The sequence below is a fragment of the Poseidonocella sp. HB161398 genome, assembly GCF_005870025.1.
In the GTDB taxonomy this organism is placed as follows: domain Bacteria; phylum Pseudomonadota; class Alphaproteobacteria; order Rhodobacterales; family Rhodobacteraceae; genus Mangrovicoccus.
The window spans coordinates 24,404-51,338 of the sequence record NZ_VATA01000013.1 but is presented as its reverse complement, the minus strand read 5'-3'; the positions used below and the strand labels follow the sequence as shown (position 1 = coordinate 51,338).

Here is a 26,935-nt window from a genome sequence, read left to right as displayed (position 1 = left end):
GGCCGAGCTTGGAGCGAAAACGGATAATGTTTGGTGAAGCCGGTCCGGTTTTCCCGGCCCGGCTTAGGCGGTCCGGTCAGAAGAACGCCTGCAGGCCGGTCTGGGCGCGGCCGAGGATCAGCGCGTGGATGTCATGCGTGCCCTCGTAGGTATTCACCGTTTCGAGGTTCACCATGTGGCGGATGACGTGGAATTCCTCGGAGATGCCGTTGCCGCCATGCATGTCGCGGGCCTGCCGCGCGATCTCCAGCGCCTTGCCGCAATTGTTGCGCTTCATCAGGCTGATGAGCTCGGGCGCGGCGGCGCCTTCGTCCATCATCCGCCCGAGCCGGAGCGCGCCCTGCAGCCCCAGCGCGATCTCGGTCTGCATGTCGGCGAGCTTCTTCTGGAAAAGCTGGGTCTGCGCCAGCGGGCGGCCGAACTGGCGGCGGTCGAGCCCGTATTGCCGCGCCCGCAGCCAGCAGTCCTCGGCCGCGCCCATCACCCCCCAGGCGATGCCGTAGCGCGCGCGGTTGAGGCAGCCGAACGGGCCCTTCAGCCCCTCGACGCCGGGCAGCAGCGCGTCTTCGCCGACCTCGACCCCGTCCATGACGATCTCGCCCGTGACCGAGGCGCGCAGCGAGAGCTTGCCGCCGATCTTCGGCGCCGAGAGGCCCTTCAGGCCCTTTTCCAGCACGAAGCCGCGGATCTTGCCGCCATGGGCCTCGGATTTAGCCCAGACGACGAAGACATCCGCGATCGGCGCGTTCGAGATCCACATCTTCGAGCCGGTCAGCCGGTAGCCGCCGTCGATTTTCGCGGCGCGGGTCTTCATGCTGCCCGGATCGGAGCCGGCATCGGGCTCAGTCAGGCCGAAGGCGCCGATCATCTCGCCCGCGGCGAGCTTCGGCAGGAGCCGCGCCTTCTGCGCCTCCGAGCCATAGGCATGGATCGGGTACATCACCAGCGAGGACTGCACGGACATCATCGAGCGGTAGCCCGAGTCGATCCGCTCCACCTCGCGGGCGATCAGCCCGTAGGTGACATAGCCCGCGCCGAGCCCGCCGTATTCCTCGGGGATCGTCGCGCCAAGCAGCCCGGCGGCGCCCATCTCGGCGAAGATCGCGGGCTCCACGGTTTCCTCGCGGTTGGCCTGCGTGATCCGCGGCGCCAGCTTGTCCGCGGCGAAGGCGCGGGCGGCGTCGCGCAGCATGCGCTCCTCCTCGGCCAGCTGCGCCTCGAGATGAAAGGGATCCTCCCAGGAGAAACGGGAGAGGGACGGGCCGTGGCCCTCGGCATGGTCTTTCATCTGGGGTCCTCCGCTTCGACTCGCGGCGAGCCTAGCCCCCGTTCGCGCCGGGCGGAAGGCCCGGCCCGTCCGCCTGCGGCAGGGCGGCGCGTCCGGCGAGCCAGCGGTTGGCCTGGCGGGCGCCCCAGGCCAGCGGGATCGCGGCGAGTCCGGCGATGACGAAGGCCAGGGGCTGGCCGTCGAAGCGCAGGAAGATCTGGGCATAGGCATGGAGCACGGCGAAGGCGGCAGAGGCGTTGAAGACGCCGCGATGGAGCCCCATCGCCGACCACAGCATCAGCCCGGCCAGCGCAAGCGCCCAGACCAGGCTGTAGGCGCCCTCGGAAATGGTCAGCGCGCGGTCCTTCCAGGCGGCCAGGGCGGCATCGTAGCGGTCGCCGGCGGCGCGCAGCGCCTCCTGCCACTGGGCGCGCTCGGCGGCGGTGGCGTCAGCGGAGAGCGGCGGGGCGGAGAAATCGGCATAGCGCGGCGCGAACCAGGTGGAGCCGACCGTGTCGCCCGCCATCGACCCGGCGAACGCGCAGAGATTGGCGAGGATCAGCGCAGCCAGCAGCAGCACGGCGGCATGGCGCGCGCCGGTGCGGCCGAGCCGCGGCAGCAGGAGCAGGCAGAGCCCGGCCAGCGCCGCCATCTGCAGGAGCGCGATGGTCGGATCGTCGAGCATGAAGAGCAGGTACTGCCCGCCGCCGGTGCCGAGCCCCAGCGACAGGATCTGCGCGAAGGGCAGGATCGCCAGCACGGTGACCCAGCGCAGGTCGGTGATCCGCCCGGCTGCAGCCAGCAGCAGCGCGGCATAGGCCCAGAACCCTGCCGCGACGGCGCCGTGCCAGGGCGCCTGCGGGTCGAGCGGCGTAAGCAGCCGGTAGAGCCCGCCGAGATGCATGGCGAGCCCCATCAGCAGGATCGCCGAGAGCGCGAAGCCCTCGCCCGGCCGCTTACCGATCAGCAGCCCGCAGGCGATGAGCACGAGGGCCCCGGCCGGGACCATGACCGGACCGGCAAGGGCAGGGTGGTTCCACAGGAGCTCGGCCGCGCTGCCGCCGAGGAGCATGCCCGCCCCGGTCAGGAGCGCGGCGGTGCCGAAGAGCTGGAGGAGCCGCGGCGCCCAGGCGCGCAGCGCGAGCCCGGCGGCGACGGCGGCACTGCCGCAGAGGGCCACGGCGATCGCGTCGCGCAGCCAGAAGATCACCCCGCCCGCGGCGGCGAGGATGCCGAAGCTCAGCAGCAGCCCGGCGGCGAGCTCCACCATCGAGGCGCGGGCGCGCGACTCGAGCTCCGCGGCCTGGGGCGCGGTGAGCACCCCGTCGGCGACGAGCCGCTCGGTATCGGCGATGACGAACATGGAAGGCTCCTCCCGGAGGGGCGGTCAGTGCCCGGCCGGAAGGAACTGTGGCCGTTCGGCCGGGCCCGGATCAGAGGTTTTCGGGCTGCGGCATGCCGAGCACGTGGTAGCCGCCATCGACGCGGATGATCTCGCCGGTTGTGCAGGCGCCCATGTCGGAGGCCAGGTAGACGGCGGTGCCGCCGATCGACTCGAGCGTGGCATTGCTGCGCATCGGGGCGTTGGCCTCGGTCGCGCGGTAGGTCTTGCGCGCCCCGCCGATGGCCGCGCCCGCAAGCGTCTTCATCGGGCCGGGGCTGATCGCGTTGACCCGGATCCCCTGCGGGCCCAGGTCGTTGGCGAGGTAGCGCACGGCCGATTCCAGCGCCGCCTTGGCCACGCCCATCACGTTGTAGAACGGGGTGACGCGGTTCGAGCCCTGGTAGGTCAGGGTCAGGATCGTGCCGCCCTCTGCCATCAACGGAGCGGCCCGGCGCGCCAGGTCGATCAGCGAATAGCAGGAGATGGTCAGCGAGTTCTGGAAATTCGCGCGGCTGGTGTTGATGAAGCGCCCGGCCAGCTCGGACTTGTCCGAGAAGGCGATGGCGTGGACGAGGAAGTCGAGCCGTCCCCAGCGCTCCTCGATCTGCTTGAAGGCGGCGTCCAGGCTCTCGTCGCTGGTGACGTCGACATCCATCAGGAAGTCCGAGCCGAGGCTCGCCGCAAGCGGCTGGACCCGCTTGCCGAAGGCCTCGCCCTGGTACGAGAAGGCGAGTTCCGCCCCCTCCGCTGCCAGTGCCTTGGCAATTCCCCAGGCGATGGAGCGGTCATTGGCGACCCCCATCACCAGGCCGCGCTTTCCGGTCATCAGCTCAGGCATGCTACTCTTAACCTTGGTACTTGCTGAAAATCATGGAGCCGTTCGTGCCGCCGAAGCCGAAGCTGTTGGTCAGCGCCGAGTCGATCTCGACACCCTCGCGGGTCTCGGTGAGGACCTCGCCCGGGCGGATGCCGGGGTCGAGTTCGGTGATGTTGGCCGAAGCCTGCAGGAAGCCGTGCTCCATCATCAGCAGGGTGTAGATGGATTCGAGCGCCCCGGTCGCGCCCTGGCTGTGGCCGGCCAGGGATTTCGAGGAGGAGATCGGCGGGACATTGCCCTCGCCGAAGACGCGCCGCGCGGCCTCGACCTCGGTGACGTCGCCGACCGGCGTCGAGGTGCCGTGGGCGTTGATGTAGCTGACCTTGCGCTCGCCCAGCGTGGCCAGCGCCATGCGCATCGCCCGCTCGCCGCCCTCGCCCGAGGGGGCGACCATGTCGGCCCCGTCGGAGGTTGCGCCGTAGCCGATGATCTCGGCGTAGATCTTGGCGCCGCGCGCTTTCGCGTGCTCCAGCTCCTCGAGCACCAGCATGCCGCCGCCACCCGAGATGACGAAGCCGTCGCGGGTCACGTCGAAGGGCCGCGAGGCGGTCTCGGGGGTGTCGTTGTACTTGGAGCTCATCGCGCCCATCGCGTCGAAGAGGCAGGACAGCGTCCAGTCCACTTCCTCGCCGCCGCCGGCGAACATCACGTCCTGCTTGCCCATCTGGATCTGCTCGGCGGCATTGCCGATGCAGTGCAGCGAGGTCGAGCAGGCCGAGGTGATCGAGTAGTTGATGCCCTTGATCTTGTAGCTGGTCGCGAGGTTCGCCGAGACCGTCGAGGACATGCACTTGGGCACCGCGAAGGGCCCGATCCGCTTGGTCGCGCCGGTCTTCTTGACGCTTTCATGCGCCAGCAGCATGGCCGAGGTCGACGGCCCGCCCGAGCCCGCGATCAGGCCGGTGCGCTCGTTCGAGACCTCTGCCTCGGAGAGGCCGGCATCGGCGATGGCCTGCCGCATGGCCAGGTAGGCATAGGCCGAGCCCGGTCCCATGAAGCGCAGCGCGCGCTTGTCGACATGCTCCGCGAGATTGATCTGCGGGATCGCCGCGATCTGGCTGCGGAACCCCATTTCGGCATAGGTTTCCTCGCGCCGCACGCCGGAGCGGCCGGTGCGCAGGCTTTCGGTGACCTCGTCTGCGGTGATCCCCAGCGGGGAGATCACGCCCAGACCTGTGATGACGACTCGGCGCATCCTCGTGGTCCTTTCGGAGTTGGGCCGGAACCGGCGCTCAGTCGGAGAACAGCCCGACCTTCATGCCGGTGGCGGTGTAGATGTGCTTTCCGTCGGCGAAGATCTTGCCGTCGGCAATCCCGAGCTTGAGCTTGCGGTCCATGACACGGGTGAAATCGACGTGATAGACGATCTGCTTGGTGGCGGGGGTGATCATGTCCGTGAACTTCACCTCGCCGACGCCGAGCGCGCGGCCGCGCCCCAGCATGCCGCGCCAGCCCAGGTTGAACCCGGTCAGCTGCCACAGCCCGTCGAGCCCGAGACAGCCCGGCATCACCGGATCGCCCGGAAAATGGCAGGAGAAGAACCACAGCTCGGGATTGATGTCGAACTCGGCGACCACATGGCCCTTGCCGTGTTCGCCGCGATCAGCGGAAATATCCGTGATGCGGTCCATCATCAGCATCGGCGGCAGAGGCAGCTGGGGATTGCCGGGCCCGAAGAGCTCTCCGCGCGCGCATTTCAGCAGGCCGTCCTTGTCGAACTGGGTTGGGTGATCGGCCATGCAGCCTTCCTTCTCCGGTCGTTTTCTTAGGTTGCACCCTCTAGCACCCCCGCGCGCAAGAGGGCAAGGGGAGCCGGAGGCCGCCTGCCGTCGCGGCCGCTCCGGGATTTTGTTTGCAGATACTGGAGTCTTTGCCCTATAAAACCGGCGAAGGAGATGTTTAGGATCATGCCCAAGACGCAAGCAGAGCGCGCTAGCACCTGGCTCAGCCGCGCAGGACTCCGCCCGACGCGGCAGCGCCTGACGCTCGCAACGCTCCTCGTCGGCGACGGAGAGCACCGGCATGTCACCGCCGAGAGCCTGTATTCCCTCGCGCTGGAGCGCGGCGAGAAAGTGGCCCTGGCCACGGTCTACAATACCCTGCGCGCCTTCTGCGACGCCGGGCTGGTCCACGAGGTGACGGTCGACGGCTCGAAGAGCTACTTCGACACCCGCACCGACGACCACCCGCATTTCTACTGGGAAAACTCCTCGGACCTGACCGACGCCCCGGCGGCGGAGATGACGATCTCGCATCTGCCCGAGCCGCCGGCCGGGATGGAAATCGCCAAGGTCGACGTGGTGATCCGGCTGCGGCCCAAGGCCAGCGCCTGATCCCGCGCCGCCCGCGGCGCGGCGCTGCATGGGCGGCGCCCCGCGGGGCTGACAGGGTCGGGCAGCCATTTTCCCTCAGGAGCCCTGCCATGCCGCGACCCGTTTTCCGACTTTCCGCCCTGGTGCCGCCCGTCCTCGCGCTGGCGGGGACTGCCGCCGCGCAGGAGGGCCCGTCCTTCGACTGCACCGCCGCCGAGAGCTCTGCCGAGACCCTGGTCTGCGAGGATGCCGCGCTGGCCGCGCTCGACCGCCGCGTGGCGGAGCGCTATGCCGCCGCGCTGGCCCTGGCCGAGGGGCTCGATGCCGGGGCCGAAGAGGCCGCCGACGATCTGCGCGCCTATCAGCGCGGCTGGATCAAGGGCCGCGACGAGTGCTGGAAAACGGACGATCTGCGCGCCTGCGTCGAGGAAAGCTACCTGCGCCGCGAGGCCGAGCTGGTGTCGCAGTGGATGCTGGAGGAGCCGGTCGGCATGGCCACCTGGATCTGCGACGGCAATCCCGCCAACGAGGTGGTGACGATCTTCTACGATACCGAACTGCCCGCGGTGCGCTTCGAGCGTGGCGACACGATCGATACCGGCGTCGTGGTCCGGACCGGCTCGGGGTCGCGCTATGACGGCAGCTTCGGGCGCTACATCTGGATGAAGGGGCACGAGGCGACCTATCGCGATCCCGATCCCGACGGCGCCGAGATGAGCTGCACCGAGGCGGAGTGAGCGCTCAGGCCCATTGGCCGGGCTCCAGGAAGCCGTGATCCGCCAGCTGCCGCGCCGTCCCGTCAAGCGGCAGCGACCCCGCCCAGACCCGCGGCAGGCTGCGGCAGTCGTGATCGGGCTGCGCCTCCAGCCAGGCCCAGACCCGCGGCGAGACCAGCGCCCCGGCCGGGCTGCGGTGCCAGGCGCCGTGGCGGCGGTCGAGACCGGGGTCATTCAGCCGTCCCGCCGCATCGAGCGCCAGGCCGGGCCGCGCGCGGAAGGCCAGCGCCCGGTCGATCCGCCGGCCCGCCGCCGGGCAGGCGGGACCGATTCGCTCCCTCAGCCCGCCATGGATCGCGCCGTCCTCTTCGGAATAGCCCTCCAGATCCGCCGCCCAGCCGTCTCCGGCGGGATAGCTGTCGAGCACGACGCCGCCCAGCACCGGGCGCCGCTCGTCCTCGAGGAAGGCGAAGAGATCGGGCAGGGGGCGGCTGTCGCCATGCGGCCAGACCGGCCGCTCGCCGTTCCGGAGCGGCAGGATCCAGCTGCCGGGCGCGGCGCGGATCAGTGCATTGGCGGCCACCGCCAGCGCCGCGGGGTGATGCGCATCGAAGGGCGCCGTGCCGGTCCAGTCCCCCGCGGGAGGTTCCGCCGGGCCGAGCGCGAGGCGGCAGGCGATGCCCGCCGCCGCCGCCCAGGCGGCCGTCTCGGCGGCGAGAAGCGCATCCTCCGCCATTACCAGCGCCACCGGCCCGCGGCGGAGCGCGGGGCGCAGGGCGCGCAGAAGGCGGCTGTAGCTGGGGAAATGCATGACGGCTCCGGATCGCTGGCCGAGCCTTGGCCGATCGCGGTTAACAAAGCCCTGCGCAGCGGCGGCGGGGCCTCCGGCGTTGCGGCGCGCGGCCAATGCGTGTAGGGACCGGCAATCATCCTGTCCGCAAATTTCCTGTCCGTGTCCGAGGTGCCGTCATGGCCGAGCCGAAGAAGCTCTACATCAAGACCTATGGCTGTCAGATGAACGTCTATGACAGCGAGCGCATGGCCGAGGCCATGGGCGGCAAGGGCTATGTCACGACGGACACGCCCGACGACGCGGACATGATCCTGCTGAACACCTGCCATATCCGCGAGAAGGCCGCCGAGAAGGTCTATTCCGAGCTCGGCCGCTTCAAGCCGCTGAAGAAGGCGAAGCCCGATCTGAAGATTGGCGTGGCGGGCTGCGTGGCCCAGGCCGAGGGCGCCGAGATCATGGCGCGCCAGCCGATGGTCGACCTGGTCGTCGGCCCGCAGGCCTATCACCGCCTGCCCGAGCTGGAAGAGGCGGCGGGCAAGGGGAAGAAGGCGCTCGACACCGATTTCCCCGAAGAGCTGAAATTCGACCATCTGGCCAAGCGGCCGAAGGCGCGGCGCGCGCCGACGGCGTTCCTGACCGTGCAGGAGGGCTGCGACAAGTTCTGCGCCTTCTGCGTGGTGCCCTATACCCGCGGCGCCGAGGTCAGCCGGCCGGTCGCGCGCGTGCTGGAAGAGGCGCAGGATCTGGTGGAGCGCGGCGTGCGCGAGATCACGCTGCTGGGCCAGAACGTCAACGCCTATCACGGCGAGGCCGAAGGCGGCGCCTGGGGGCTGGCGCGGCTGATCCGCCAGCTGGCGGAAATCGACGGGCTCGACCGCATCCGCTTCACCACCTCGCACCCGAACGACATGGAGGACGACCTGATCGCCGCCCATGGCGACTGCGCCAAGCTGATGCCCTATCTGCACCTGCCGGTGCAGTCGGGCTCGGACCGGATCCTCAAGGCGATGAACCGCAAGCACAGGGCGGCGGACTACGTGGCGCTGATCGCGCGCATCCGCGCGGCGCGGCCGGATCTGCTGCTGTCGGGCGATTTCATCGTCGGCTTCCCCGGCGAGACGGACGAGGATTTCGAGGACACGATGCGGCTCGTCGAAGAGGTCCGCTACGGCCAGGCCTATTCCTTCAAGTACAGCCCGCGCCCGGGCACGCCCGCGGCCGAGAAGGAGGCCCGGATGGTCCCGGCCGAGGTTGCCAGCGCGCGCCTGGCCCGGCTGCAGGAGCTGCTGAACCGCCAGCAGTTCGAGCACCAGCAGGCGATGGTCGGGCGGCGGGCGAGCGTGCTCTTCGAGAAGAAGGGGCGGATGGAGGGCCAGCTGGTCGGCAAGTCCGAATACCTGCAGGCCGTCCATGTCCAGGCGCCCGAGAGCCTGATCGGCCAGATCGCCGAGGTGGAGATCACCGAGGCCGGGCCGAATTCGCTTGGCGGCCGCCTGGCCTGAGCCGGGCGGCGCCGGGGCGGCCGGTCAGACCAGCCAGGTTTCCGGATTGGCGACCGGCTGGCCCTTGTTGTAGGTCAGCACGCCCTTGATGGTGCGCACCAGGTACCAGATCGCCGTGGCGATCAGCAGCAGCACGCCGATGCCGACGAATAGCAGCACGGTGCTGACGAAGCCGAAGAGCAGGCCGATCCAGAAGGTGCGGATCAGGTAGGTGTAATGCGTCTTCTGCCAGTCGGGCGCCTCGCCGCGGCTGACATAGGCGACGATCACCCCGGCCAGCGACAGGATCGGCAGCACGACGCCCGCAATGTAGAGAATGTAGGTGACCAGCGGCAGCTTGTTCTCGCTGATGGCGACGTTGCTGTCTTCGGTGCTCATGGAAATGCTCCTTGCTAGGCTTGACTGAACGCGATGGGCGGGAATTTACCGCGACCATCCCGGCCATGCGGCCGCCTGTCAATGAAGGTTAACGGGACTCGGTCCCGCGCCCGGCAGGTTCCGGCCGGTGACGGGCCGCCAGATGGCGCCTTGCTGGGCACCAGACCTGCCATGTTGTCGCGGTTGGCCCCCAAATTGTGGCAGAATGATGAAGATTGCGTCGGGAGCCCTTGCCAGGGGGCGTGTCTGGCGGCACGCTTGGGACAGGCCCATGTCCAAGGAGAGATGCTTGCCGCACGAAGTCCTGTCCCCGCCCGCTGACCATGACGTGCCGGAGATCGTACTGGAATATCCCGACAACCGATTGCTTGTCGAACTTTGCGGCGAATTCGACCGCAACCTCGCCCAGGTCGAGCATGCGCTGCATCTGCAGATCATCCGCCGCGGCAACCAGCTTGTCCTGATGGGCGAGCCGCAGGCGCGGCTGAAAGGGATGGAGGTGCTCGACACGCTCTATCTGCGGCTCGAGAAGGGCCAGCATATCGAGCCGGGCGATATCGACGGCGTCCTGCGCATGGGCGAGGCCCGCCCGCGCGAGGGCGGCAACGGCCAGATGGAGATGTTCGCCGCCTCCGATGTCGAGATCGAGACCCGCAAGAAGACCATCCGCCCGCGCACCGAGGCGCAGAAGGACTATGTCAAGGCGCTGTTCAAGAACGAGCTGTGCTTCGGCATCGGCCCGGCCGGGACGGGCAAGACCTACCTGGCGGTGGCGGTCGGCGTCCACATGTTCAACCAGGGCGCGGTCGACAAGATCATCCTCAGCCGTCCGGCGGTGGAGGCGGGCGAGCGGCTCGGCTTCCTGCCCGGCGACATGAAGGAGAAGGTCGATCCCTACATGCAGCCGCTCTACGACGCGCTGAACGACTTCCTTCCGGGCAAGCAGGTCCAGAAGATGATGGAAGAGAAGAAGATCGAGATCGCGCCCCTGGCCTTCATGCGCGGCCGCACGCTGTCGAATGCCTTCGTCGTGCTCGACGAGGCGCAGAACGCCACGACCATGCAGATGAAGATGTTCCTCACGCGACTCGGCGAGGGCTCGCGCATGGTGATCACCGGCGATCGCAGCCAGATCGACCTGCCGCGCGGCGTGACTTCGGGCCTGCGCGAGGCGGAGAGCCTGCTCAAGGGGGTCAGCGGCATCTCCTTCAGTTACTTCACGGCTAAGGATGTGGTGCGGCACCCTCTGGTAGCCCGGATCATTGAAGCGTATGACGCGGCGGATGCACAATCCGGTTGATATCGTCATAGAACATGACCCATGGGAGGCGGTCGGGCTCGACCGCCTCGCCAACGAGGCCGCCTCGGCGGCGCTGTCGCATCTGGGACTCGATCCCGGTGCCTACGAGCTGTGCCTTCTTGCCTGCGACGATGCCCGCATCGCCGAGCTGAACGGCACCTTCCGCGACAAGCCCCGTCCCACCAACGTCCTGAGCTGGCCGTCGACCGACCTGCAGCCCGATGCCGCGGGCGAGCCGCCGGATCTCTCGGAAGCCGAGCCGGAACTTGGAGATATCGCCATTTCCTGGGAGACTTGCAGCGCCGAAGCCGAGGCGATGGGCAAGCCCCTGGAGGATCATTTGCGGCATCTTCTGGTCCATGGGGTTTTGCATCTGCTCGGCTATGACCATATCCGCGACGAAGACGCCGCATTGATGGAAGGGCTCGAGGTGGCGATACTCGCAGAAATGGGCCTTTCGAACCCCTATCTCCTGGATGGGGCAGAAGAGGCTTTTAACGGAAAGTGACGATGTCTGACGCCGAAGGGTCGATACCCCCTTCTACCGACGCAAGCGGGACCGACCCCGACGAACCCGGGGTGCTTGCGCGCCTCCTCAATCGCTGGCGCAAGGGCGAGGAGGAGGATGATGAAATGTCTGCGCAGGATGGCCAGGCAAATGGCCATCACCCCGGCCATGCCACGCCCGGACTGTCGAATCTGCGCCGCATGCGCGTCGAGGACGTCGCCGTGCCGGTGGTGGAGATCGTGGCCGTCGAGGTCGGCATCGCCCTCGAGGAGCTGATCCGTATCTTCCGTGAAAGCGGATTCTCGCGGCTGCCGGTCTACGAGGGCACGCTCGACACGCCGCTGGGCATGGTCCACCTCAAGGACGTGGCGCTGCATTACGGCTTCAACGGACATCGCGACGAGGATTTCGACCTGCGGGCGATCCTGCGGCCGATTCTCTACGCGCCGCCCTCCATGCCGATCGGGGTTCTGCTGCAGAAGATGCAGAGCCAGCGGCGCCACATGGCGCTGGTGATCGACGAGTACGGCGGCACGGACGGGCTGGTGACGATCGAGGATCTGATCGAGCAGGTGATCGGCGAGATCGAGGACGAGCATGACGAGGTCGAGGCCGATCCATGGCGCCAGGAGAAGCCGGGCAGCTTCATCGCGCTCGCGCGCGCCCCGCTGGCGGAATTCGAGACGGCCATCGGCCGCCGCCTGACCGGGCCGGATTTCGAGGAAGAGGTCGACACGCTGGGCGGGCTGGTCTTCATCCTGACCGGCCGCGTGCCTGCGCGGGGCGAGATCATCCCGCATCCGCAGGCAGCCGTCGAATTCGACATCCTCGACGCCGACCCCAGAACCATCAAGCGGATGCGGGTGCGGCTGCTCGATGATGCACCGGGCGAGGACTGAGCTCTCCGACATCCTGGAGATGGTGGACCGGCGGCCGTGGCTCGCACGGCTGGTGATGCTGTGGCTGGGCGGCATGATGGCGCTCGGCCTGGCGCCGTTCAAGCTGCCGCTGGTCACGGTCCTGGCGCTGGCGACGGGGCTGCGGATGCATGGCCGCGCCCCTTCCCGCAGGCAGGCGGGCTGGCTCGGCTGGATGCTGGCCACCGGCTATTTCCTGGTGGCGCTGCAATGGATCGTCGAGCCCTTCATGGTCGATGCCGCCCGCGACGGCTGGATGGCGCCCTTCGCCATCGTGCTGATGGCGGGGGGGCTGGCGCTGTTCTGGGCCGCGGCCTTCTGGGTCTCCTGGGGGCGGCCAGCGCCTGGCACCGGCGATGCGCCGCGCCGCGCGCTGGCGGCCGTGCTGGCGCTGAGCGTGGCCGAGATGCTGCGCAGCGTGCTCTTCACCGGCTTTCCCTGGGCGCTGATCGGCTCGGTCTGGGTCGATCACCCGATCGGCCAGCTCGCCTCGGTCTGGGGTACGCACGGGCTGACGCTCTTCACCGGCTGCCTCTCGGTGGGGGTGCTGACCCTGTCGGTCTGGCATGCCTCGCGCCGCGCGCTGCTGCTCTCCGGCCTCGCGGTGCTGGCCTGGTGCGGCGGCACGCTGGTGGGCGAGGGGATGATCGGGCGCTATGACGCGATGGACCTGCCGCCCGGGCCGATGGTCCGGGTGATCCAGCCGAACGAGACCCAGTCGCTGAAATGGAAGCCCGAGATGATCCCGGTCTTCTGGGACCGCAAGCTGGCGCTGACCTCGAGCGAGACCGGCGCCGATCCCGACATCGTCGTCTGGCCCGAGGTCTCGCTGCCCTACCTGCTTGAGCTTGGCGCCGGGCCCGATGCCCGGGTCTCGGAGGCGGCGGGCGGCAAGCCGGTGATCGCCGGGGCGCAGCGCTTCGTCGGCGAGGAGCTGCGCAACGCGCTGGCGGTGATCGGCCCGGGCGGCCAGGTCGAGGCGGTCTACGACAAGTTCCACCTGGTGCCCTTCGGCGAGTACTTCCCGGGCGGCAAGCTGGCGGCGCGGCTGGGGCTGGCGGGGCTGGCGACCGACGCGCTCGGCGGCTTCTCCCCGGGGCCGGGCTCGCAGCTGATCGATCTCGGACCGCTCGGCAAGGTGCTGCCGCTGATCTGCTACGAGGCGATCTTCCCGCGCCATGCCGGCCCGCGCGGCCTGCCGCGGCCCGACTGGATCGTGCAGATCACCAATGACGCCTGGTTCGGCCAGATGTCCGGACCGCAGCAGCATCTCGACCAGGCGCGGCTGCGGGCGATCGAGCAGGGGCTGCCGCTGGTGCGCTCGGCCAATACCGGCATCTCGGCGATCATCGACCCCAAGGGCCGGATCATCGCCAGCCTGGCGCTGAACACCGCCGGGGTGATCGACCGCGCATTGCCGCCCGCCACGGCGCCGACGCTCTATTCGCGCTTCGGCAACTGGCCGGTGATCTTCGCGATTCTCGCCGCCGCGGCCCGGCTCTTCGCCGACAGCCTCTTCGCGCGCCGCAGGCTCGCGTTCTTCGCCTGGTCGAGAAGATAGCAATTGCCTTTCCCCGGGCGGCGGCGTACCGCTTGTCGATGCTGCCACAACGGCTTCCTGGCGTGGCGGATGTAACCCCTTAATGGAGCACCAGATGTCCCGACAAAATTACATTTTCACTTCTGAATCCGTGTCCGAAGGCCACCCCGACAAGGTCTGCGACCGGATCTCGGACGCCGTTCTTGATGCGCTGCTGGCCGAAGAGCCCGAAGCGCGCGTTGCTTGCGAAACATTTGCCACGACCGACCGAGTCGTCATCGGCGGCGAAATCGGCCTCTCCGACCAGGCCAAGCTGCATGCCTATATGGAGGGCATCGACGGCATCGTCCGCGACTGCATCCGGGACATCGGCTACGAACAGGAGAAGTTCCACCACGAGACCGTGGAGATCACCAACCTGCTGCACGAGCAGTCCGCCCATATCGCCCAGGGGGTGAACGCCGCCGACAACAAGGACGAAGGCGCGGGCGACCAGGGCATCATGTTCGGCTATGCGGTCAACGAATCGCCCGAGATGATGCCGGCGCCGATCCTCTACGCCCACAAGATCCTCAAGCGGCTGGCCGAGGCGCGCAAGTCCGGCGAGGCGCCGGTCCTGGGTCCGGATGCCAAGTCGCAGCTGACCGTGCGCTACGAGAACGGCATTCCGGTGGAGGTCACCTCGCTGGTGCTCTCGACCCAGCATCTCGACGAGACCATGACCTCGGACGACGTGCGCGAGGTGGTGACGCCCTTCATCCAGGAAGTCCTGCCCGAGGGCTGGCTGACGGATGCCACTAAATGGTGGGTGAACCCGACCGGCAAGTTCGTGATCGGCGGGCCGGATGGCGACGCCGGGCTCACCGGCCGCAAGATCATCGTCGACACCTATGGCGGCGCTGCGCCCCATGGCGGCGGCGCCTTCTCGGGCAAGGATCCGACCAAGGTGGACCGCTCGGCGGCCTATGCCGCGCGCTACCTGGCGAAGAACGTCGTGGCGGCGGGCCTGGCGCATCGCTGCACCATCCAGCTCAGCTACGCGATCGGCGTGTCCGAGCCGCTGTCGATCTACTGCGACACCGGCGGCACCGGCACGGTGGATGAAAGCCTGATCGAGGCGGCCATCCCGAAGGTCATGAACCTGACCCCGCGCGGCATCCGCACCCATCTGGGGCTGAACAAGCCGATCTACCAGCGCACCGCAGCCTACGGCCATTTCGGCCGCGAGCCCGAGGCCGATGGCGGCTTCTCCTGGGAGCGCACCGACCTGGCCGAGGCGCTGGCCGAAGCTCTCTGACACAAGACAAGGCACAGCCGGACCACCCGGCCGCGCTCTGCATCGACGCGCCGCAGGACCCCTGCGGCGCGTTTTCCGTTTCAGCTCCCCGGCCTGGGCCGCGGCGGGGCGCGCCTGCGGGACACTGGCCGCTGCAAGGCGCGCAGGCTTCGCAAGCGGGGAGGCGGGAAGCGGGCATCGCTTGGCCCCATGGTCGGGAGGTCCGGTCTCCGCGCATTGCCGGGATGGAAGAGGGAGGTCTTCCTTCGCCGTCTCTTTTCCATCCGAGAGGACCGGAATTCTCCGGCAGCACATCTAGCCAGGGTGCTGAAGACGTCTGCCCGGCTGCGGAGGCTGCGGAGAAGACCGGGAAAATGGTCATGATGGCGGCTGGACCTGCTCAATTCCGGGAGCGGCCCCGGCCAAATTCGGAACGGTTTCCAGCTCGAGGACGCCCGGGGAACTTTTTCAGCACCCTGCCAGGAAGGCTGCGCGTTTCCCGGCGAGGCCGGCATGGCGAGGGATCGTCGCCCTTCTGTCTCCGGGACCTGATAGCGTGGTCGCGGCACGCGTCCCGGCCAGGGGGGGAGTACGACGTCTGGCGCCGGTTGCACGGCCGCGCAGAGCCATTGGCGTCGCGCAGTGACCAGCCGGGGGCACCGTTGCGCATCAGGGTGCGTTCGGGGTGCAAGGCCCGGAACTGGCACGGGCATGAGACGGGTGCGTTGCGCCGGTGGCGCCGCGGCAGCCTCTCGAAAGATGAAGGACTGGCGCTGCCCGCGCTGACTGAACAGCGCGCAATGGCGGCCTAGTGCCCGAGATGCCGGCCTATGCGGCAGAGGACATCCTGGCGATGGGGGTCGCGGCGCGCGCCGGGAGGATCGGTCTTTTCCGGGGGGATCCGTGCGGATCACGTGCTTGTCGGCAAGCACGGCCCGAGGCGCCCGGTCATCGGAGGGCAGGGCTGCCTGTCCGGCCTGCCAGCTGCATCGCCGGAGATGACCGGGTGAGGGCGGTCCCGGGCGTTTCCGGGCCAGGTACCATGGACGAACGCGCGATATGCGGTTGGGCGGGAAAGTCCAGCGCCGCGGAAAGCCGGGCGGACGCATGGCCGCGGCATCTTCAGCCGGCAGAAGCGAAACCGGGACGGCGCGGCGGACCGGACCGTTCCTTCGTGTGGGGACAAGCGGCCCGGACTGCCGGAACCGGCGCCGGGCCGCTCCTGAGCGCGCCGTGGCCCGTCGCTATTCGGCGGCGGGCAGCAGTTTCGGGCCGCGCGGGCCGGGCGCCGGATCGGGGCGCCAGCGTGCGCCCTCGGGCCCGGGCAGGGCACTGCCCGCGGCCAGCTGGCGGAAGATCTCCTGCAGCTCCGGTTCCTCCACCATGCCGGCCGCCTTCGCGGCGCCGACCCAGCGCCGCTTGCGTTCCTTGCGCTCCTTCCAGCGCCGCTTCAGCTTGGTGACGACCATCGGATAGACATCGACCCGGCAGGGCAGCGCGCTGCCGTCGGACAGGCGCTTGGCATAGCCGTAGCTGCCCAGCGGCTCGTCGCGGATGCTGCCGATGGCGCCGGCCTCCTCCAGCGCCTCGATCTTGGCGGCGGCCCATGGCTTCTTGCCATCCATGGGCCAGCCCTTGGGGACGACCCAGCGCCCGGTATCGCGAGAGGTGACAAGCAGCACCTTCGCGCCGCCTTTCCGGCCGAATGCGACCGGAAGGGCGGCAATCTGTTTCAGCTCCTCCATGCCCCGACACTAGCGCGGGGGCGGCGATCCGGAAATACAGATATTCATGACATTCCGGTCTTTCCGCAGGCAGTTGGCCTGCGCAAACCGGGGCCGGAAGCCGGGGTCAGACGGTCATCATCCCGCGGATCTCCTCCTCGTTCATCTCGGCGCGGGTGCCCGCCTTGATGATCTGGCCGCGATCCATGACATGGAACGTGTCGCAGAGGTCGCGGGCGAAGTCGAAATACTGCTCCACCAGCAGGATCGCCATCTCGCCCTTGTCGCGCAGGTAGCTGATCGCGCGGCCGATATCCTGGATGATCGAGGGCTGGATGCCCTCGGTCGGCTCGTCGAGCACCAGCAGCCGCGGCTTCATCACCATGGCGCGGCCGATGGCAAGCTGCTGCTGCTGCCCGCCCGAAAGGTCGCCGCCGCGGCGGTTCAGCATCTCCTTGAGGACCGGAAACAGCTCGAACACCTCGCCGGGCACCTTGCGGCTGCCCCGCGGCAGGATCGAGAAGCCGGTCTCCAGGTTCTCCTGAACGGTCAGCAGCGGGAAGATCTCGCGCCCCTGCGGCACCGAGGCGATGCCCGCGCGGGCGCGCATGTCCGAGCGCAGCTTCGAGATCTCGCGCCCCTCCCAGGTAATCGAGCCGCCCGAGATCGCCTGCCGCCCGACGATGGATTTCAGCAGCGTCGTCTTGCCGACGCCGTTGCGGCCGAGCACGGTGGTGACCTTGCCCGGCTCGGCGGTCAGGCTGACCCCGCGCAGCGCCTGGGCGGCGCCGTAATGCAGGTCGATCGTCTTCACTTCAAGCATGGGCGGGGTCCTTCGCGAAGGGGCGGTCAGCGGCCAAGATACACCTCGATCACCTGCTCGTTGGCGGAGACATGGTCGAGCGAGCCCTCGGCCAGAACATGGCCCTGGTGCAGCACGGTGACCCGGCAGCCGAGGGCGCGGACGAAATCCATGTCATGCTCGACCACGATCACCGTGTGCTTGCCCGCGATCTGGCGCAGCAGTTCGGCGGTGCGCATGGTCTCGGCATCGGTCATCCCCGCGGCGGGCTCGTCGACCAGCAGCAGCTCGGGATCCTGCGCCAGCAGCATGCCGATCTCCAGCCACTGCTTCTGCCCGTGGGAGAGATCGCCCGCCATCCAGCCCGCGACATGGTCGAGCTTGACCAGCGCGAGCAGCTCGGCGATCCGCGCGCTGTCCTCGGCCGAGCGGCGGTAGAAGAGCGTCGCCCAGACCGAGCGGTCCTCCTTCAGCGAGAGGGCGATATTGTCCTCGACCGTCTGGGTCTCGAAGACCGTGGGCTTCTGGAATTTCCGCCCGATCCCCAGCCGCGCCGTGCCCGCCTCGTCCGAGCGGGTGAGGTCGACCGACTGGTTCCACAGCACCTTGCCGGTATCGGGGCGGGTCTTGCCGGTGATGATGTCCATCATCGTGGTCTTGCCGGCGCCGTTCGGGCCGATGATGGCGCGCAGCTCGCCCTTTTCCACGGTCAGGCTCAGGTCGTTGATCGCCTTGAACCCGTCGAAGCTGCGGTTGACGCCGTCGAGCAGCAGCTGGACGCTCATGCGCTGGCCTCCTCTGGTGCCGGGGCGGGGGGCGGCTTGCGGCCGAGGCGGCTCTCGATCAGCCCGAGCACGCCCTGGGGCAGGAAGATGGTGACGAAGACGAAGAGCCCGCCGAGCGCGAAGAGCCACAGCTCGGGGAACCAGGAGGTGAAGAGCGTCTGGGCGAAGCCGACAATGATCGCGCCCATGGCGGCGCCGACCAGCGTGCCGCGGCCGCCGAGCGCCACCCAGATGACGATGCCGATGGAGTTGGCGGGGCTGAATTCGCCGGGATTGATGATGCCGACCTGCGGCACGTAGAGCGCGCCGGCGAGCCCGGCCATCATCGCGGAGACGACGAAGACGAAGAGCTTGTACTCCTCCACCCGGTAGCCGATGAAGCGCGTCCGGCTCTCGGCGTCGCGGATCGCGATCAGCACCTTGCCGAGCTTCGAGGAGGTGATCGCCTTGGCGACGAGCAGCCCCGCGGCCAGCGCGAGGGCGGAGAGCACGAAGAGCCCGGCGCGGGTGGTGTCGGCCTGCAGGCTGAAGCCGAGCACGTCCTTGAAGTCGGTCAGGCCGTTATAGCCGCCGAAGCCCATCTCGTTGCGGAAGAAGGCCAGCATCAGCGCATAGGTCATCGCCTGGGTGATGATCGACAGATAGACGCCGGTGACGCGCGAGCGGAAGGCGAACCAGCCGAAGACGAAGGCCAGGAGCCCCGGCACGGCTAGCGCCATGAGGAGCGCGAAGCCGAACATGTCGAAGCCCAGCCAGTACCAGGGCAGGCTGTCCCAGTTCAGGAAGACCATGAAATCCGGCAGCAGCGGATTGGCATAGACGCCGCGCGGGCCGATCTCGCGCATCAGGTGCATGCCCATCGCGTAGCCGCCGAGCGCGAAGAAGGCGCCATGGCCGAGCGAGAGGATGCCGCAATAGCCCCAGACCAGGTCGAGCGCGACGGCGAGGAGCGCGTAGCAGAGGTACTTGCCGAGGAGCGCGACGATATAGGAGGGGACCGGCTGCCCGTCGAGGGCGAGGTTGCCGACCGGGACGGCGACGGTCAGGACGAAGAGGCCGGCGAGGAAGATGCCCATCCGGCGGTCGATCAGGCTCAGCATGGCAGGCTCCGGGTCAGCTGGCTGGAGGGAAGGCGGCGGCGCCGGGCAAGGGGAGAAGGGGCGCTCCCGCCCGTCGTTGCCGCGCTGCCGCGCAGCGCCTCCCGTTGGGCCGGGCCGCGCTGGCGCGCGGCTGCCGGGCACCGTGGCCGGCCGATGTCCCCGAGGGCCGCGGAGCGGCCCGGCCCAACGGGAAGAGACGGGCCGCGCAGCGGCGGGTCGATGACGGGCGGGAGCGCCTGTTTTCCGGTCATGCGTCCACCGCCCGTCCGCGCACCGCGAAGAGGCCGCGGGGCCGTTTCTGGATGAAGAGGATGATGAAGACGAGCACCAGGATCTTCGCCAGCACCGCGCCGGTCCAGGGCTCGAGGAACTTGTTGGCGATCCCGAGCGAGAAGGCCCCGGCCAGCGTTCCCCAGATATTCCCGGCGCCGCCGAAGACCACGACCATGAAGCTGTCGACGATGTAGCTCTGCCCGAGATTGGGCGAGACGTTGTCGATCTGGCTCAGCGCCACCCCCGCCAGCCCGGCAATGCCCGCGCCCAGCCCGAAGGTCATCGCGTCGACCCAGCCGGTGCGGATGCCCATATTCGCCGCCATCGCCCGGTTCTGCGTCACCGCGCGCATCTGCAGCCCGATCGGCGTCTTCTTCAGCACGAAGAGCAGCACCGCGAAGACCGCCAGCGCGAAGACCAGGATCCAGAGCCGGTTCCAGGTGACCGTCATCTGCCCCAGTTCGAAGGCGCCCGACATGAAGGAGGGGTTGCCGACCTCGCGGTTGTTCGGTCCGAAGATCGAGCGCACCAGCTGCTGCAGCATGAGGCTGATCCCCCAGGTGGCCAGCAGGGTCTCCAGCGGCCGGCCGTAGAGGAAGCGGACCACGCCGCGCTCGATCGCCACGCCGATCCCGCCCGCGACCAGGAAGGCCAGCGGCGCCGCGATCAGCAGCGACCAGTCGAAGAGCGCCGGGAAGGAGGAGCGGATCGCCTCCTGCACCGCGAAGGTCGTGTAGGCGCCGAGCATCACCAGCTCGCCATGGGCCATGTTGATCACGCCCATCACGCCGAAGGTGATGGCCAGCCCGATCGCGGCCAGGAGCAGCACCGAGCCGAGCGACAGGCCGAACCAGACATTCTGCGCCATGCCCCAGAGCCGCTGCATCTGCTCGATATGGCGCACGGCCTCTTCTGCGGCGGCGGCGACCTGCGGATCGCCGTTGTCCAGCGCGGAGGAGAGCACGGTGCGCGCCTCGGTGTCGCCGCGGTCGCGCATCACCGAGATGGCGGCGATCTTGGCCTCCGCGGCGCCGTCCCCGGCCAGCGTCACCACGGCCAGCGCCTCGGCAAGCGCGCGGGCGACCTCCGGATCGGCCTCGGCGGCGGCGGCCTCGGCCAGGAGCTCGGCCTGCTCGGGATCGGGGCTGCGGAAGGCGGATTGCGCGGCCGCAAGGCGCCGCGCCGGATCGGGATGGCGCAGCGTCATCGTGCCGATCGCCGTGCGGATGTCGCGGCGCAGGCTGTTATTGACCCGCACCTTGGAGGAGCCGCGCGAGGGCACCTCGCCGTAATCCTCGCCGGTCAGGATGTCCCGGGCGAAATCGTCCCGGCCCTGGCCGTAGATCTCGACGATGCGGCTGTTCGAATCGAGCTGCTCGAGATCGCCGGCCAGCAGCACTTCCAGCACTTTCAGCGCGCGGTCGTCGCCGGTGGCGGCGATCTGCGCGATCACGGCGGCGCGGTCGTCATAGCTGCCCTCGGGCAGGGCGGCGACCAGCTCCTCGAGGCTCTGGGCCAGGACGAAGGGCGCCCAGAGAAGGAGCGCGATGGACAGGATCAGGCGGGGCAGGAGCCGCAATGGAAACCCTCCGGCGGGAGACGGGACGGGAAGGGCGGCCCCGCGGAACGGGGGCCGCCCGGTGGCTCAGGCGCGGGTCACTCGGCGCCGCAGGTCTTGGTCTCGGTGTTGTAGTTGCCGCAGGCCAGCTCCACCCAGTCGGAGATCAGCGGTGCCGATTCCGGCAGGTAGTCGGACCAGGCGTCGCCCGGCACCAGGTCGTCGGTCTCCCAGACGACGTCGAACTGGCCGTCATCCTGGATCTCGCCGACGAAGACCGGCTTGGTGATGTGGTGGTTCGGCAGCATGGTGGCGATGCCGCCGGTCAGGTTCGGCGTCTCGGTGCCCGGCAGCGCGGCGATGACCTCGTCTGCATCGGTGGTGCCGGCCGCCTCGACCGCCTTCACCCACATGTTGAAGCCGATGTAATGGGCCTCCATCGGGTCGTTGGTGACGCGCTCCTCGGAGCCGATGAAATCCCACCAGCTCTCGATGAAGGCGTCATTCTCCGGCGTGTCGATCGACATGAAGTAGTTCCAGGCCGCCAGATGGCCGACCAGCGGCGCGGTATCGAGGCCCGAGAGCTCTTCCTCGCCGACCGAGAAGGCGACGACGGGGATGTCCTCGGCCGAGATGCCCTGGTTGCCGAGCTCCTTGTAGAACGGCACGTTGGCATCGCCGTTGATGGTCGAGACCACCGCGGTCTTCTTGCCGGCCGAGCCGAATTCCTTGATGTCCGAGACGATCGTCTGCCAGTCGGAATGGCCGAAGGGCGTGTAGTTGATCATCAGATCCTCTTCCGCGACGCCCTTGTCCTTCAGGTAGGCCTCGAGGATCTTGTTGGTGGTGCGGGGATAGACATAGTCGGTCCCGGCCAGCACCCAGCGCTCCACGCCCTCGTTCTCCATCAGGTAGTCGACCGCCGGGATCGCCTGCTGGTTCGGCGAGGCGCCGGTATAGAACACGTTGCGCTGCGATTCCTCGCCCTCGTACTGCACCGGGTAGAACAGGATCGAGTTCAGCTCCTCGAAGACCGGCAGCACCGATTTGCGGCACGAGGAGGTCCAGCAGCCGAAGACCACGTCGACGCCGTCGGCCTCGATCAGCTGGCGCGCCTTCTCGTTGGCCAGCGGCCAGTCCGAGGCGATGTCGACGACCACCGGCTCCAGCGTCTTGCCGAGCACGCCGCCCGCCTCGTTCTGCTCTTCGATGAGCATCAGCATGGCGTCCTTGAGCGTCGTCTCGGAAATCGCCATCGTGCCCGAGAGCGAGTGCAGGATGCCGATCTTGATCGTGTCTTCCTGCGCCATGGCCGTGGAGCCCATCAGCATCGCAGCGGCGCCGAAACCGGTCAGCGTCTTGGTGAATCTGGTCATGTAGCGGTTTCCCCTAAAAGCTCGGACGGCTCGGCCGGCCGGTGCCCTCAAAGGTGCCCGCGCCGCTGTCCCCCCGCCGTCTCCTGTCTCCGGACGCCCGGCATGGCGCCGGACCTCCCCTCTGGCGCGCCGCCAACGGGCAGCGCCTGCGAAGGAGGGTTTGCCGGCGGGGCAGTGTGACGGAACTGTGAACTGGCGGGAGCAGTGCGCGAGCGGCGGTTTTGGCCGGACTCTGCCTGCGCTTTTTGCGATTGTGTACGATCCATGGGCAGATCGTGAAAAACCCGCTCAGGGCCGACCGGCGGAACTTTGCCGAAACCGGGGCCGAAGCGGCGCGGTGTTCAGCCTCCGGCACCCGCGAGGCCGGGGGCGAGGACCAGGAAGAGGGTCTCGGAGCAAAGCTGCAGCGCGCCGAGCACGTCGCCGGTCTGCCCGCCGAGCCGCTTGCGCGCGAGCCGCGCCAGCCCGGCGGCGAGCGCGATGGCCGCCAGCGCCGCGAGGGCGAGGGCGTTGCCCCCGGGCTGCAAGAGCGGCAGGAGCCCGAGCGCCAGCGCCGCCGCCGCCGTCACCCGCGAGGGCCGCCCGGCCGAGGCGGCGAGCCCGCCGGGCCGGGCATGGGGCAAGAGCGCCATCGCCCCGGCCATGATCCCGCGCGAGAGCATCGCGGCGGCAAGGACGGCCCCCCAGCCCGCCGCGCCGAGGGGCAGCGCCAGCGCCAGCGCCTGCCAGCGCAGCCCGGTCACCAGCACCAGCGCCAGCACGCCATAGGCGCCGATCCGGCTGTCCTTCATGATCTCCAGCCGCCGGGCGCGGGTCCAGCCGCCCCAGATCCCGTCGGCGCAGTCGGCCAGCCCGTCCTCGTGCATCGCCCCGGTCAGGAGCACCTGGAGCAGCAGGACGATCCCCGCCGCCAGCCCCGGCGCCAGCCCGCCCCAGTGATGCGCCGCCCAGCCGGTCCCGCCGGCCAGCACCGCCACGGCGGCGCCTGCCAGGGGCCAGGCCCAGGCCGCGGCGGCGCCGCGTGTTAGCGCGAACGCGGTGTTGACCTTCACCGGCAAGCGCGTCAGCAAGCCCAGAGCGGCTGGAATGTCGCGCAGATCGAAGAGCGGTCCGGGGCGGGCAGGCATGGCGCGTCCTTGGCAGAGGTAGAGGCGGAAGGCAGGCCATCCATGTTCAAGACCATCGAGGAATTCAAGGCAGAGCTTGCACGGTTTCCGGGACCCGACACCCAGGCGCGCGCCGGGGCGGAGGCGCGCAACGCGCTTCTGACCAAGCCCGAGGGGGCGCTCGGACGGCTCGAGGACCTCGCGCTCTGGTACGCTGCCTGGCGCGGCGACGCGCGGCCGCAGCTGGAGAAGGTGCAGATCGCGATCTTCGCGGGCAATCACGGCGTCGCGGCCAAGGGCGTCTCCGCCTATCCGCCGGAGGTGACCGTGCAGATGGTCGCCAATTACAGCGAGGGCGGCGCGGCGATCAACCAGCTCGCCCGCGTGGCGGGGGCGGATCTGAGCGTGCATCCGCTGGATCTCGACACCCCGACCGGCGACATCACCGAAGGCCCGGCCATGACCGAGGCGGAGCTCTGCGCCGCGCTCTCGGCGGGCTGGGAGGCGGTCGATCCGGACGCGGACCTGTTCGTCGCGGGCGAGATGGGCATCGGCAACACCACCATCGCGGCGGTGCTGTCGGCGGCCTTCTACGGCGGAGGCGCGGGCACCTGGGTCGGGCGCGGCACCGGCGTCGACGAGGACGGCCTGTCGCGCAAGGCGGCCGCGGTGGAGGCGGCGCTCGACCTGCATGCCGATGCGATCGAGGCGGGCGACCCGGTGGAGATCCTGCGCTGCCTCGGCGGGCGCGAGGTCGCGGCGATGACCGGCGCCTATGCCCGCGCGCGCGTGCTGCGAATCCCTGTGGTGCTCGACGGGTTCATCTCCTGCGCGGCGGCTTCGGTGCTGTCCCAGGCGGTGTTCGGCGGGCTCGACCATGCGGTGGCGGGGCATTGCTCGGCCGAGTCGGCGCATCTGCGGCTGCTGAATGCGCTGGGGATGGAGCCGGTCCTGCGGCTCGGCCTGCGGCTGGGCGAGGGCTCGGGCGCGGCGGCGGCGGTGCCGCTCTTGAAGGCGGCGGTGGCCTGCCATTCGGGCATGGCGAGCTTCGGCGAGGCCGGGGTCTCGGAACGCGACTGACCTGGCTGGCGGGGCGGGGCGCTCAGTCCTGCCCGCCCGCGCTGCGCCAGGCCGCGTCGAGCGCCGGGCGCAGCCCGCCCGCATCGATCGCGGCCAGTGCGACGGTGGTCCAGCCGCGCGCGGCCCATTTGTTCGGCACCGGCGCGAAGGCCCGGGGCAGGAGCGCGCACCAATGCGCCTGCTCCTCGGGGGAGAGGCAGAGATTGGCGCTCTGCCCGTCGGCCGCCAGCGTGGCGAAGTTGCGCCGCACGCGGTAAGCCATGCGGTCGAAATGCGGCCTTGCGGTGCTGCCCGCGAGGCCCCGCGCCAGGGTGTCGAACTCCGCCCCGGTCACCGCTCAGCCGCCTTCGCTGCGGCGCATCTCGGCGGTTTCGATCTCCTCGCCGAGCGTGGTGACCATGGCGGTCTCCATCTCCTTGTTCAGCTCCTTGGCGCGCTCGACATAGGCCTCGTTCTGGGCAACCGAGATGCCCGGCTTCCAGACCTCGGCCAGCTCCAGCATGGCGTGGCGGTCGTGCTTGTAGAAGGCGCGCTCGGCCTCGGCGGCCTCGTATTCGCTCAGCCCCATGTTCTCCAGAACGTAGCGCGCGGCGCGCAGGCTGGAGTCGAACATCTCGCGGACGATGTCGTCGGCCCCGGCGCGGTAGAGCTCGTAGACATGCACCCGGTCATAGGCGCGGGCGACGATGTGCAGGTCGGGCCGCTCCTTCCTCGCATAGGCGACGATCCGGGTGGAGGCGTCCTTGTCGTCCATCGCCACGACCAGCACCTTCGCCTTGGCAAGGCCCGCGGCATGCAGCAGCTCGGGCCGGGTCGGGTCGCCGAGGAAGCTCTTGAAGCCGAAGCGGCGCATCAGCCGGATGGTCGAGAGGTCGTGGTCCAGCACCACCGCGCGGAAGCCCGACATCTGGATCATCCGGTTCACCACCTGGCCGAAGCGGCCGATCCCGGCGATGATGATCGGGCCCTGCTCGGTGATCTCGTCGGCGGCCTGCTCCTCGGCATCGGCCTCGGCGAGGCGCTTCGAGACATATTCGTAGAGGATGAAGAAGAGCGGCGTCAGCAGCATCGACAGCGCGATCACGAGGAAGAGCGTCGGACCGAGGCTGCCGGGGATGACCCGCTGCTGCAGCGCGAAGCCGACCAGGACGAAGCCGAACTCCCCGGCCTGGGCGAGGCCCAGCGTGAAGAGCCAGCGGTCGCGCTGGCGCAGCTTGAAGAGCCAGGCGAGCGCGAAGAGCACCAGCCCCTTCAGCGCCATGACCGCAAGCGTCAGCCCGATCAGCCGCACCGGCTCGGCGGCGAGCTGGCCGACATCGATGCCCGCGCCGACGGTGATGAAAAAGAGCCCCAGGAGCAGGCTCTTGAACGGGGCGATGTCGCTTTCGAGCTCGTGGCGGAATTCCGAGCTGGCCAGGACCACGCCCGCCAGGAAGGTGCCGAGCGCCGGAGAGAGGCCGACGATGCTCATCAGGAAGGCGATGCCCATGACGATCAAGAGCGCCAGCGCGGTGTTCAGCTCGCGCAGCCGGGCATTGTGGATATAGGCGAAGACCGGGCGGATCAGGTAGAGCCCGGCCAGGATGATCCCGGCGACGATCCCCAGCGTGACCAGGGTCACGCCCCAGCCCGGCAGCCGGTCGACCATCGCGGCCAGGGCCTCGGCATGCTCGTTGGCGGCCAGGTCCTCGAGCGCCCCGCCGCCGCCGCCCGCGCCGACCATGGTGAAGCTGCCATCGGCGGCGCCGAGCACCGGCAGCGCCAGCAGCGGCAGGAAGGCCAGCATCGGGATCACCGCGATGTCCTGGGTCAGCAGCACCGAGAAGCTCGAGCGGCCCCCCGCGGTCTGCATCAGCCCCTTTTCCGACAGGGTCTGCAGCACGATCGCGGTGGAGGAGAGCGAGAAGGCCAGGCCGATCGCCAGCGCCTCGCGCCAGCCGAACCCGAGCGCCAGCCCCGCGCCCATGATCAGGAGCGTCGAGCCCGCGACCTGCAGCCCGCCGAGCCCGAGCAGCCGGTGGCGCATGTCCCACAGCGCCCGCGGCTCTAGCTCCAGCCCGATCAGGAACAGCATCATCACGACGCCGAATTCGGCGAAATGCTGCAGCTCGCCGACCTCGTTGCCGACCAGCCCCAGGAGCGGCCCGATGCAGAGCCCGGCCGCCAGGTAGCCCAGGACCGAGCCCAGCCCCAGCCGTGCTGCCAGCGGCACGGCGATGACCGCGGCTGTCAGGTAGAGCGTGGCTTGAAACAGGAAGCTTTCCATGGCGCGGTCCGGATCAGGGGGTCAGCAACAGGTATAGACGACGGGCGCCGCCGGGCGACCGGAAAACGTGCCTCCGCGGCATGATGGCAGCCGGG

At 69.2% G+C, this 26,935-nt stretch carries 25 protein-coding genes and 1 riboswitch; of the genes, 9 read left to right on the top strand and 16 right to left on the bottom strand.

The annotated features are described in order from the left end of the window. Nucleotides 1–76: 76 nt before the first annotated feature. The 5 genes from FGX59_RS12250 to fabA form a co-directional block, all read right to left on the bottom strand. Nucleotides 77–1,288 carry an acyl-CoA dehydrogenase gene (locus FGX59_RS12250; RefSeq protein ID WP_138466819.1) on the bottom strand — a complete coding sequence of 404 codons (1,212 nt, stop codon included), beginning with the start codon at nucleotides 1,286–1,288 and terminating at the stop codon, nucleotides 77–79. Between the two features lie 31 nt (nucleotides 1,289–1,319). Next, the gene (locus FGX59_RS12245) at nucleotides 1,320–2,630 is read right to left on the bottom strand and encodes a hypothetical protein (protein ID WP_138466818.1); all 1,311 of its coding nucleotides are present in this window, start codon (nucleotides 2,628–2,630) and stop codon (nucleotides 1,320–1,322) included. Between the two features lie 70 nt (nucleotides 2,631–2,700). Continuing rightward, complete coding sequence (locus tag FGX59_RS12240) at nucleotides 2,701–3,489, bottom strand: enoyl-ACP reductase (RefSeq protein ID WP_138466817.1); 789 nt, start codon at nucleotides 3,487–3,489, stop codon at nucleotides 2,701–2,703. 7 nt (nucleotides 3,490–3,496) lie between these two features. Next, nucleotides 3,497–4,723: a beta-ketoacyl-ACP synthase I gene (fabB, locus tag FGX59_RS12235; RefSeq protein WP_138466816.1), complete on the bottom strand. Its 1,227-nt coding sequence runs from the start codon at nucleotides 4,721–4,723 to the stop codon at nucleotides 3,497–3,499. Nucleotides 4,724–4,760: 37 nt separating this feature from the next. Next, nucleotides 4,761–5,267, bottom strand: coding sequence for a bifunctional 3-hydroxydecanoyl-ACP dehydratase/trans-2-decenoyl-ACP isomerase (fabA, locus tag FGX59_RS12230; protein ID WP_138466815.1), 507 nt, complete (start codon nucleotides 5,265–5,267; stop codon nucleotides 4,761–4,763). Nucleotides 5,268–5,435: 168 nt separating this feature from the next. Here fabA and irrA point away from each other — a divergent pair, with 168 nt between their 5' ends. Next, the gene (irrA, locus tag FGX59_RS12225; RefSeq protein ID WP_138466814.1) at nucleotides 5,436–5,861 is read left to right on the top strand and encodes an iron response transcriptional regulator IrrA; all 426 of its coding nucleotides are present in this window, start codon (nucleotides 5,436–5,438) and stop codon (nucleotides 5,859–5,861) included. Nucleotides 5,862–5,950: 89 nt separating this feature from the next. Continuing rightward, the gene (locus tag FGX59_RS12220) at nucleotides 5,951–6,577 is read left to right on the top strand and encodes a lysozyme inhibitor LprI family protein (protein ID WP_138466813.1); all 627 of its coding nucleotides are present in this window, start codon (nucleotides 5,951–5,953) and stop codon (nucleotides 6,575–6,577) included. Nucleotides 6,578–6,581: 4 nt separating this feature from the next. Here FGX59_RS12220 and FGX59_RS12215 read toward each other — a convergent pair whose 3' ends face one another. Continuing rightward, nucleotides 6,582–7,367, bottom strand: coding sequence for a hypothetical protein (locus FGX59_RS12215; RefSeq protein ID WP_138466812.1), 786 nt, complete (start codon nucleotides 7,365–7,367; stop codon nucleotides 6,582–6,584). A 158-nt stretch (nucleotides 7,368–7,525) separates the two neighbouring features. Between FGX59_RS12215 and miaB the strand changes: the two genes are divergently transcribed. Continuing rightward, complete coding sequence (miaB, locus tag FGX59_RS12210) at nucleotides 7,526–8,851, top strand: tRNA (N6-isopentenyl adenosine(37)-C2)-methylthiotransferase MiaB (protein WP_138466811.1); 1,326 nt, start codon at nucleotides 7,526–7,528, stop codon at nucleotides 8,849–8,851. 24 nt (nucleotides 8,852–8,875) lie between these two features. On the opposite strand, the gene FGX59_RS12205 is transcribed toward miaB, so the two are convergent. Continuing rightward, nucleotides 8,876–9,229 carry a DUF4870 domain-containing protein gene (locus tag FGX59_RS12205; RefSeq protein WP_138466810.1) on the bottom strand — a complete coding sequence of 118 codons (354 nt, stop codon included), beginning with the start codon at nucleotides 9,227–9,229 and terminating at the stop codon, nucleotides 8,876–8,878. A 271-nt stretch (nucleotides 9,230–9,500) separates the two neighbouring features. Between FGX59_RS12205 and FGX59_RS12200 the strand changes: the two genes are divergently transcribed. The 5 genes from FGX59_RS12200 (at nucleotide 9,501) to metK (ending at nucleotide 14,791) form a co-directional block, all read left to right on the top strand. Continuing rightward, entirely contained in the window at nucleotides 9,501–10,529 is a 1,029-nt protein-coding gene (locus FGX59_RS12200) for a PhoH family protein (RefSeq protein ID WP_138466809.1), read from the top strand. Continuing rightward, nucleotides 10,501–11,037: an rRNA maturation RNase YbeY gene (gene ybeY / locus FGX59_RS12195; protein WP_240722415.1), complete on the top strand. Its 537-nt coding sequence runs from the start codon at nucleotides 10,501–10,503 to the stop codon at nucleotides 11,035–11,037. Before FGX59_RS12200 ends, ybeY begins: the two co-directional genes overlap by 29 nt. Nucleotides 11,038–11,039: 2 nt before the next feature. Next, the gene (locus tag FGX59_RS12190) at nucleotides 11,040–11,936 is read left to right on the top strand and encodes a hemolysin family protein (RefSeq protein ID WP_138466808.1); all 897 of its coding nucleotides are present in this window, start codon (nucleotides 11,040–11,042) and stop codon (nucleotides 11,934–11,936) included. Further along, the gene (gene lnt / locus FGX59_RS12185; RefSeq protein ID WP_240722411.1) at nucleotides 11,917–13,515 is read left to right on the top strand and encodes an apolipoprotein N-acyltransferase; all 1,599 of its coding nucleotides are present in this window, start codon (nucleotides 11,917–11,919) and stop codon (nucleotides 13,513–13,515) included. The genes FGX59_RS12190 and lnt overlap by 20 nt, the downstream gene beginning before the upstream one ends. 38 nt (nucleotides 13,516–13,553) lie before the next feature. After that, a riboswitch (SAM-SAH riboswitch) is annotated at nucleotides 13,554–13,605 on the top strand. Nucleotides 13,606–13,609: 4 nt separating this feature from the next. Further along, the gene (metK, locus tag FGX59_RS12180) at nucleotides 13,610–14,791 is read left to right on the top strand and encodes a methionine adenosyltransferase (RefSeq protein ID WP_138466807.1); all 1,182 of its coding nucleotides are present in this window, start codon (nucleotides 13,610–13,612) and stop codon (nucleotides 14,789–14,791) included. A gap of 1,223 nt (nucleotides 14,792–16,014) precedes the next feature. Here the strand turns inward: metK and FGX59_RS12175 are convergent. The 7 genes from FGX59_RS12175 to FGX59_RS12145 form a co-directional block, all read right to left on the bottom strand. Next, a complete protein-coding gene (locus FGX59_RS12175) occupies nucleotides 16,015–16,515 on the bottom strand; it encodes an NUDIX hydrolase (protein ID WP_171060623.1) in 501 nt (166 codons plus the stop codon). A gap of 106 nt (nucleotides 16,516–16,621) precedes the next feature. Further along, nucleotides 16,622–17,317 (bottom strand): urea ABC transporter ATP-binding subunit UrtE, encoded by a 696-nt coding sequence (gene urtE / locus FGX59_RS12170; RefSeq protein WP_138466806.1) that lies wholly within the window; start codon nucleotides 17,315–17,317, stop codon nucleotides 16,622–16,624. Nucleotides 17,318–17,343: 26 nt separating this feature from the next. After that, nucleotides 17,344–18,081, bottom strand: a complete 738-nt coding sequence (gene urtD, locus FGX59_RS12165) for an urea ABC transporter ATP-binding protein UrtD (RefSeq protein WP_138466805.1) — start codon at nucleotides 18,079–18,081, stop codon at nucleotides 17,344–17,346. Next, nucleotides 18,078–19,181 carry an urea ABC transporter permease subunit UrtC gene (gene urtC, locus FGX59_RS12160; protein WP_138466804.1) on the bottom strand — a complete coding sequence of 368 codons (1,104 nt, stop codon included), beginning with the start codon at nucleotides 19,179–19,181 and terminating at the stop codon, nucleotides 18,078–18,080. Before urtC ends, urtD begins: the two co-directional genes overlap by 4 nt. Nucleotides 19,182–19,428: 247 nt before the next feature. Beyond that, on the bottom strand, nucleotides 19,429–21,033 hold the full coding sequence (urtB, locus tag FGX59_RS12155) for an urea ABC transporter permease subunit UrtB (RefSeq protein ID WP_138466803.1): 1,605 nt from the start codon (nucleotides 21,031–21,033) through the stop codon (nucleotides 19,429–19,431). Nucleotides 21,034–21,110: 77 nt separating this feature from the next. After that, nucleotides 21,111–22,388, bottom strand: coding sequence for an urea ABC transporter substrate-binding protein (urtA, locus tag FGX59_RS12150; RefSeq protein ID WP_138466802.1), 1,278 nt, complete (start codon nucleotides 22,386–22,388; stop codon nucleotides 21,111–21,113). Nucleotides 22,389–22,729: 341 nt separating this feature from the next. Then, nucleotides 22,730–23,515, bottom strand: coding sequence for an adenosylcobinamide-GDP ribazoletransferase (locus FGX59_RS12145; protein ID WP_138466801.1), 786 nt, complete (start codon nucleotides 23,513–23,515; stop codon nucleotides 22,730–22,732). Between the two features lie 42 nt (nucleotides 23,516–23,557). Here FGX59_RS12145 and cobT point away from each other — a divergent pair, with 42 nt between their 5' ends. After that, on the top strand, nucleotides 23,558–24,574 hold the full coding sequence (gene cobT, locus FGX59_RS12140; RefSeq protein ID WP_138466800.1) for a nicotinate-nucleotide--dimethylbenzimidazole phosphoribosyltransferase: 1,017 nt from the start codon (nucleotides 23,558–23,560) through the stop codon (nucleotides 24,572–24,574). 22 nt (nucleotides 24,575–24,596) lie between these two features. Here cobT and FGX59_RS12135 read toward each other — a convergent pair whose 3' ends face one another. Together FGX59_RS12135 and FGX59_RS12130 are read right to left on the bottom strand one after the other, a co-directional pair. After that, nucleotides 24,597–24,908 (bottom strand): MmcQ/YjbR family DNA-binding protein, encoded by a 312-nt coding sequence (locus tag FGX59_RS12135; protein ID WP_138466799.1) that lies wholly within the window; start codon nucleotides 24,906–24,908, stop codon nucleotides 24,597–24,599. Nucleotides 24,909–24,911: 3 nt separating this feature from the next. Then, entirely contained in the window at nucleotides 24,912–26,840 is a 1,929-nt protein-coding gene (locus tag FGX59_RS12130) for a cation:proton antiporter (protein ID WP_138466798.1), read from the bottom strand. Between the last annotated feature and the right edge of the window lie 95 nt (nucleotides 26,841–26,935).

What these genes read in the sequence shown, in the direction of transcription:
- FGX59_RS12250 (WP_138466819.1), bottom strand. Translation starts at nt 1,288, where the DNA reads ATGAAAGACCATGCCGAGGGCCACGGCCCGTCCCTCTCCCGTTTCTCC.
- FGX59_RS12245 (WP_138466818.1), bottom strand. Translation starts at nt 2,630, where the DNA reads ATGTTCGTCATCGCCGATACCGAGCGGCTCGTCGCCGACGGGGTGCTC.
- FGX59_RS12240 (WP_138466817.1), bottom strand. Translation starts at nt 3,489, where the DNA reads ATGCCTGAGCTGATGACCGGAAAGCGCGGCCTGGTGATGGGGGTCGCC.
- fabB (WP_138466816.1), bottom strand. Translation starts at nt 4,723, where the DNA reads ATGCGCCGAGTCGTCATCACAGGTCTGGGCGTGATCTCCCCGCTGGGG.
- fabA (WP_138466815.1), bottom strand. Translation starts at nt 5,267, where the DNA reads ATGGCCGATCACCCAACCCAGTTCGACAAGGACGGCCTGCTGAAATGC.
- irrA (WP_138466814.1), top strand. Translation starts at nt 5,436, where the DNA reads ATGCCCAAGACGCAAGCAGAGCGCGCTAGCACCTGGCTCAGCCGCGCA.
- FGX59_RS12220 (WP_138466813.1), top strand. Translation starts at nt 5,951, where the DNA reads ATGCCGCGACCCGTTTTCCGACTTTCCGCCCTGGTGCCGCCCGTCCTC.
- FGX59_RS12215 (WP_138466812.1), bottom strand. Translation starts at nt 7,367, where the DNA reads ATGCATTTCCCCAGCTACAGCCGCCTTCTGCGCGCCCTGCGCCCCGCG.
- miaB (WP_138466811.1), top strand. Translation starts at nt 7,526, where the DNA reads ATGGCCGAGCCGAAGAAGCTCTACATCAAGACCTATGGCTGTCAGATG.
- FGX59_RS12205 (WP_138466810.1), bottom strand. Translation starts at nt 9,229, where the DNA reads ATGAGCACCGAAGACAGCAACGTCGCCATCAGCGAGAACAAGCTGCCG.
- FGX59_RS12200 (WP_138466809.1), top strand. Translation starts at nt 9,501, where the DNA reads ATGTCCAAGGAGAGATGCTTGCCGCACGAAGTCCTGTCCCCGCCCGCT.
- ybeY (WP_240722415.1), top strand. Translation starts at nt 10,501, where the DNA reads ATGACGCGGCGGATGCACAATCCGGTTGATATCGTCATAGAACATGAC.
- FGX59_RS12190 (WP_138466808.1), top strand. Translation starts at nt 11,040, where the DNA reads ATGTCTGACGCCGAAGGGTCGATACCCCCTTCTACCGACGCAAGCGGG.
- lnt (WP_240722411.1), top strand. Translation starts at nt 11,917, where the DNA reads ATGCACCGGGCGAGGACTGAGCTCTCCGACATCCTGGAGATGGTGGAC.
- metK (WP_138466807.1), top strand. Translation starts at nt 13,610, where the DNA reads ATGTCCCGACAAAATTACATTTTCACTTCTGAATCCGTGTCCGAAGGC.
- FGX59_RS12175 (WP_171060623.1), bottom strand. Translation starts at nt 16,515, where the DNA reads ATGGAGGAGCTGAAACAGATTGCCGCCCTTCCGGTCGCATTCGGCCGG.
- urtE (WP_138466806.1), bottom strand. Translation starts at nt 17,317, where the DNA reads ATGCTTGAAGTGAAGACGATCGACCTGCATTACGGCGCCGCCCAGGCG.
- urtD (WP_138466805.1), bottom strand. Translation starts at nt 18,081, where the DNA reads ATGAGCGTCCAGCTGCTGCTCGACGGCGTCAACCGCAGCTTCGACGGG.
- urtC (WP_138466804.1), bottom strand. Translation starts at nt 19,181, where the DNA reads ATGCTGAGCCTGATCGACCGCCGGATGGGCATCTTCCTCGCCGGCCTC.
- urtA (WP_138466802.1), bottom strand. Translation starts at nt 22,388, where the DNA reads ATGACCAGATTCACCAAGACGCTGACCGGTTTCGGCGCCGCTGCGATG.
- FGX59_RS12145 (WP_138466801.1), bottom strand. Translation starts at nt 23,515, where the DNA reads ATGCCTGCCCGCCCCGGACCGCTCTTCGATCTGCGCGACATTCCAGCC.
- cobT (WP_138466800.1), top strand. Translation starts at nt 23,558, where the DNA reads ATGTTCAAGACCATCGAGGAATTCAAGGCAGAGCTTGCACGGTTTCCG.
- FGX59_RS12130 (WP_138466798.1), bottom strand. Translation starts at nt 26,840, where the DNA reads ATGGAAAGCTTCCTGTTTCAAGCCACGCTCTACCTGACAGCCGCGGTC.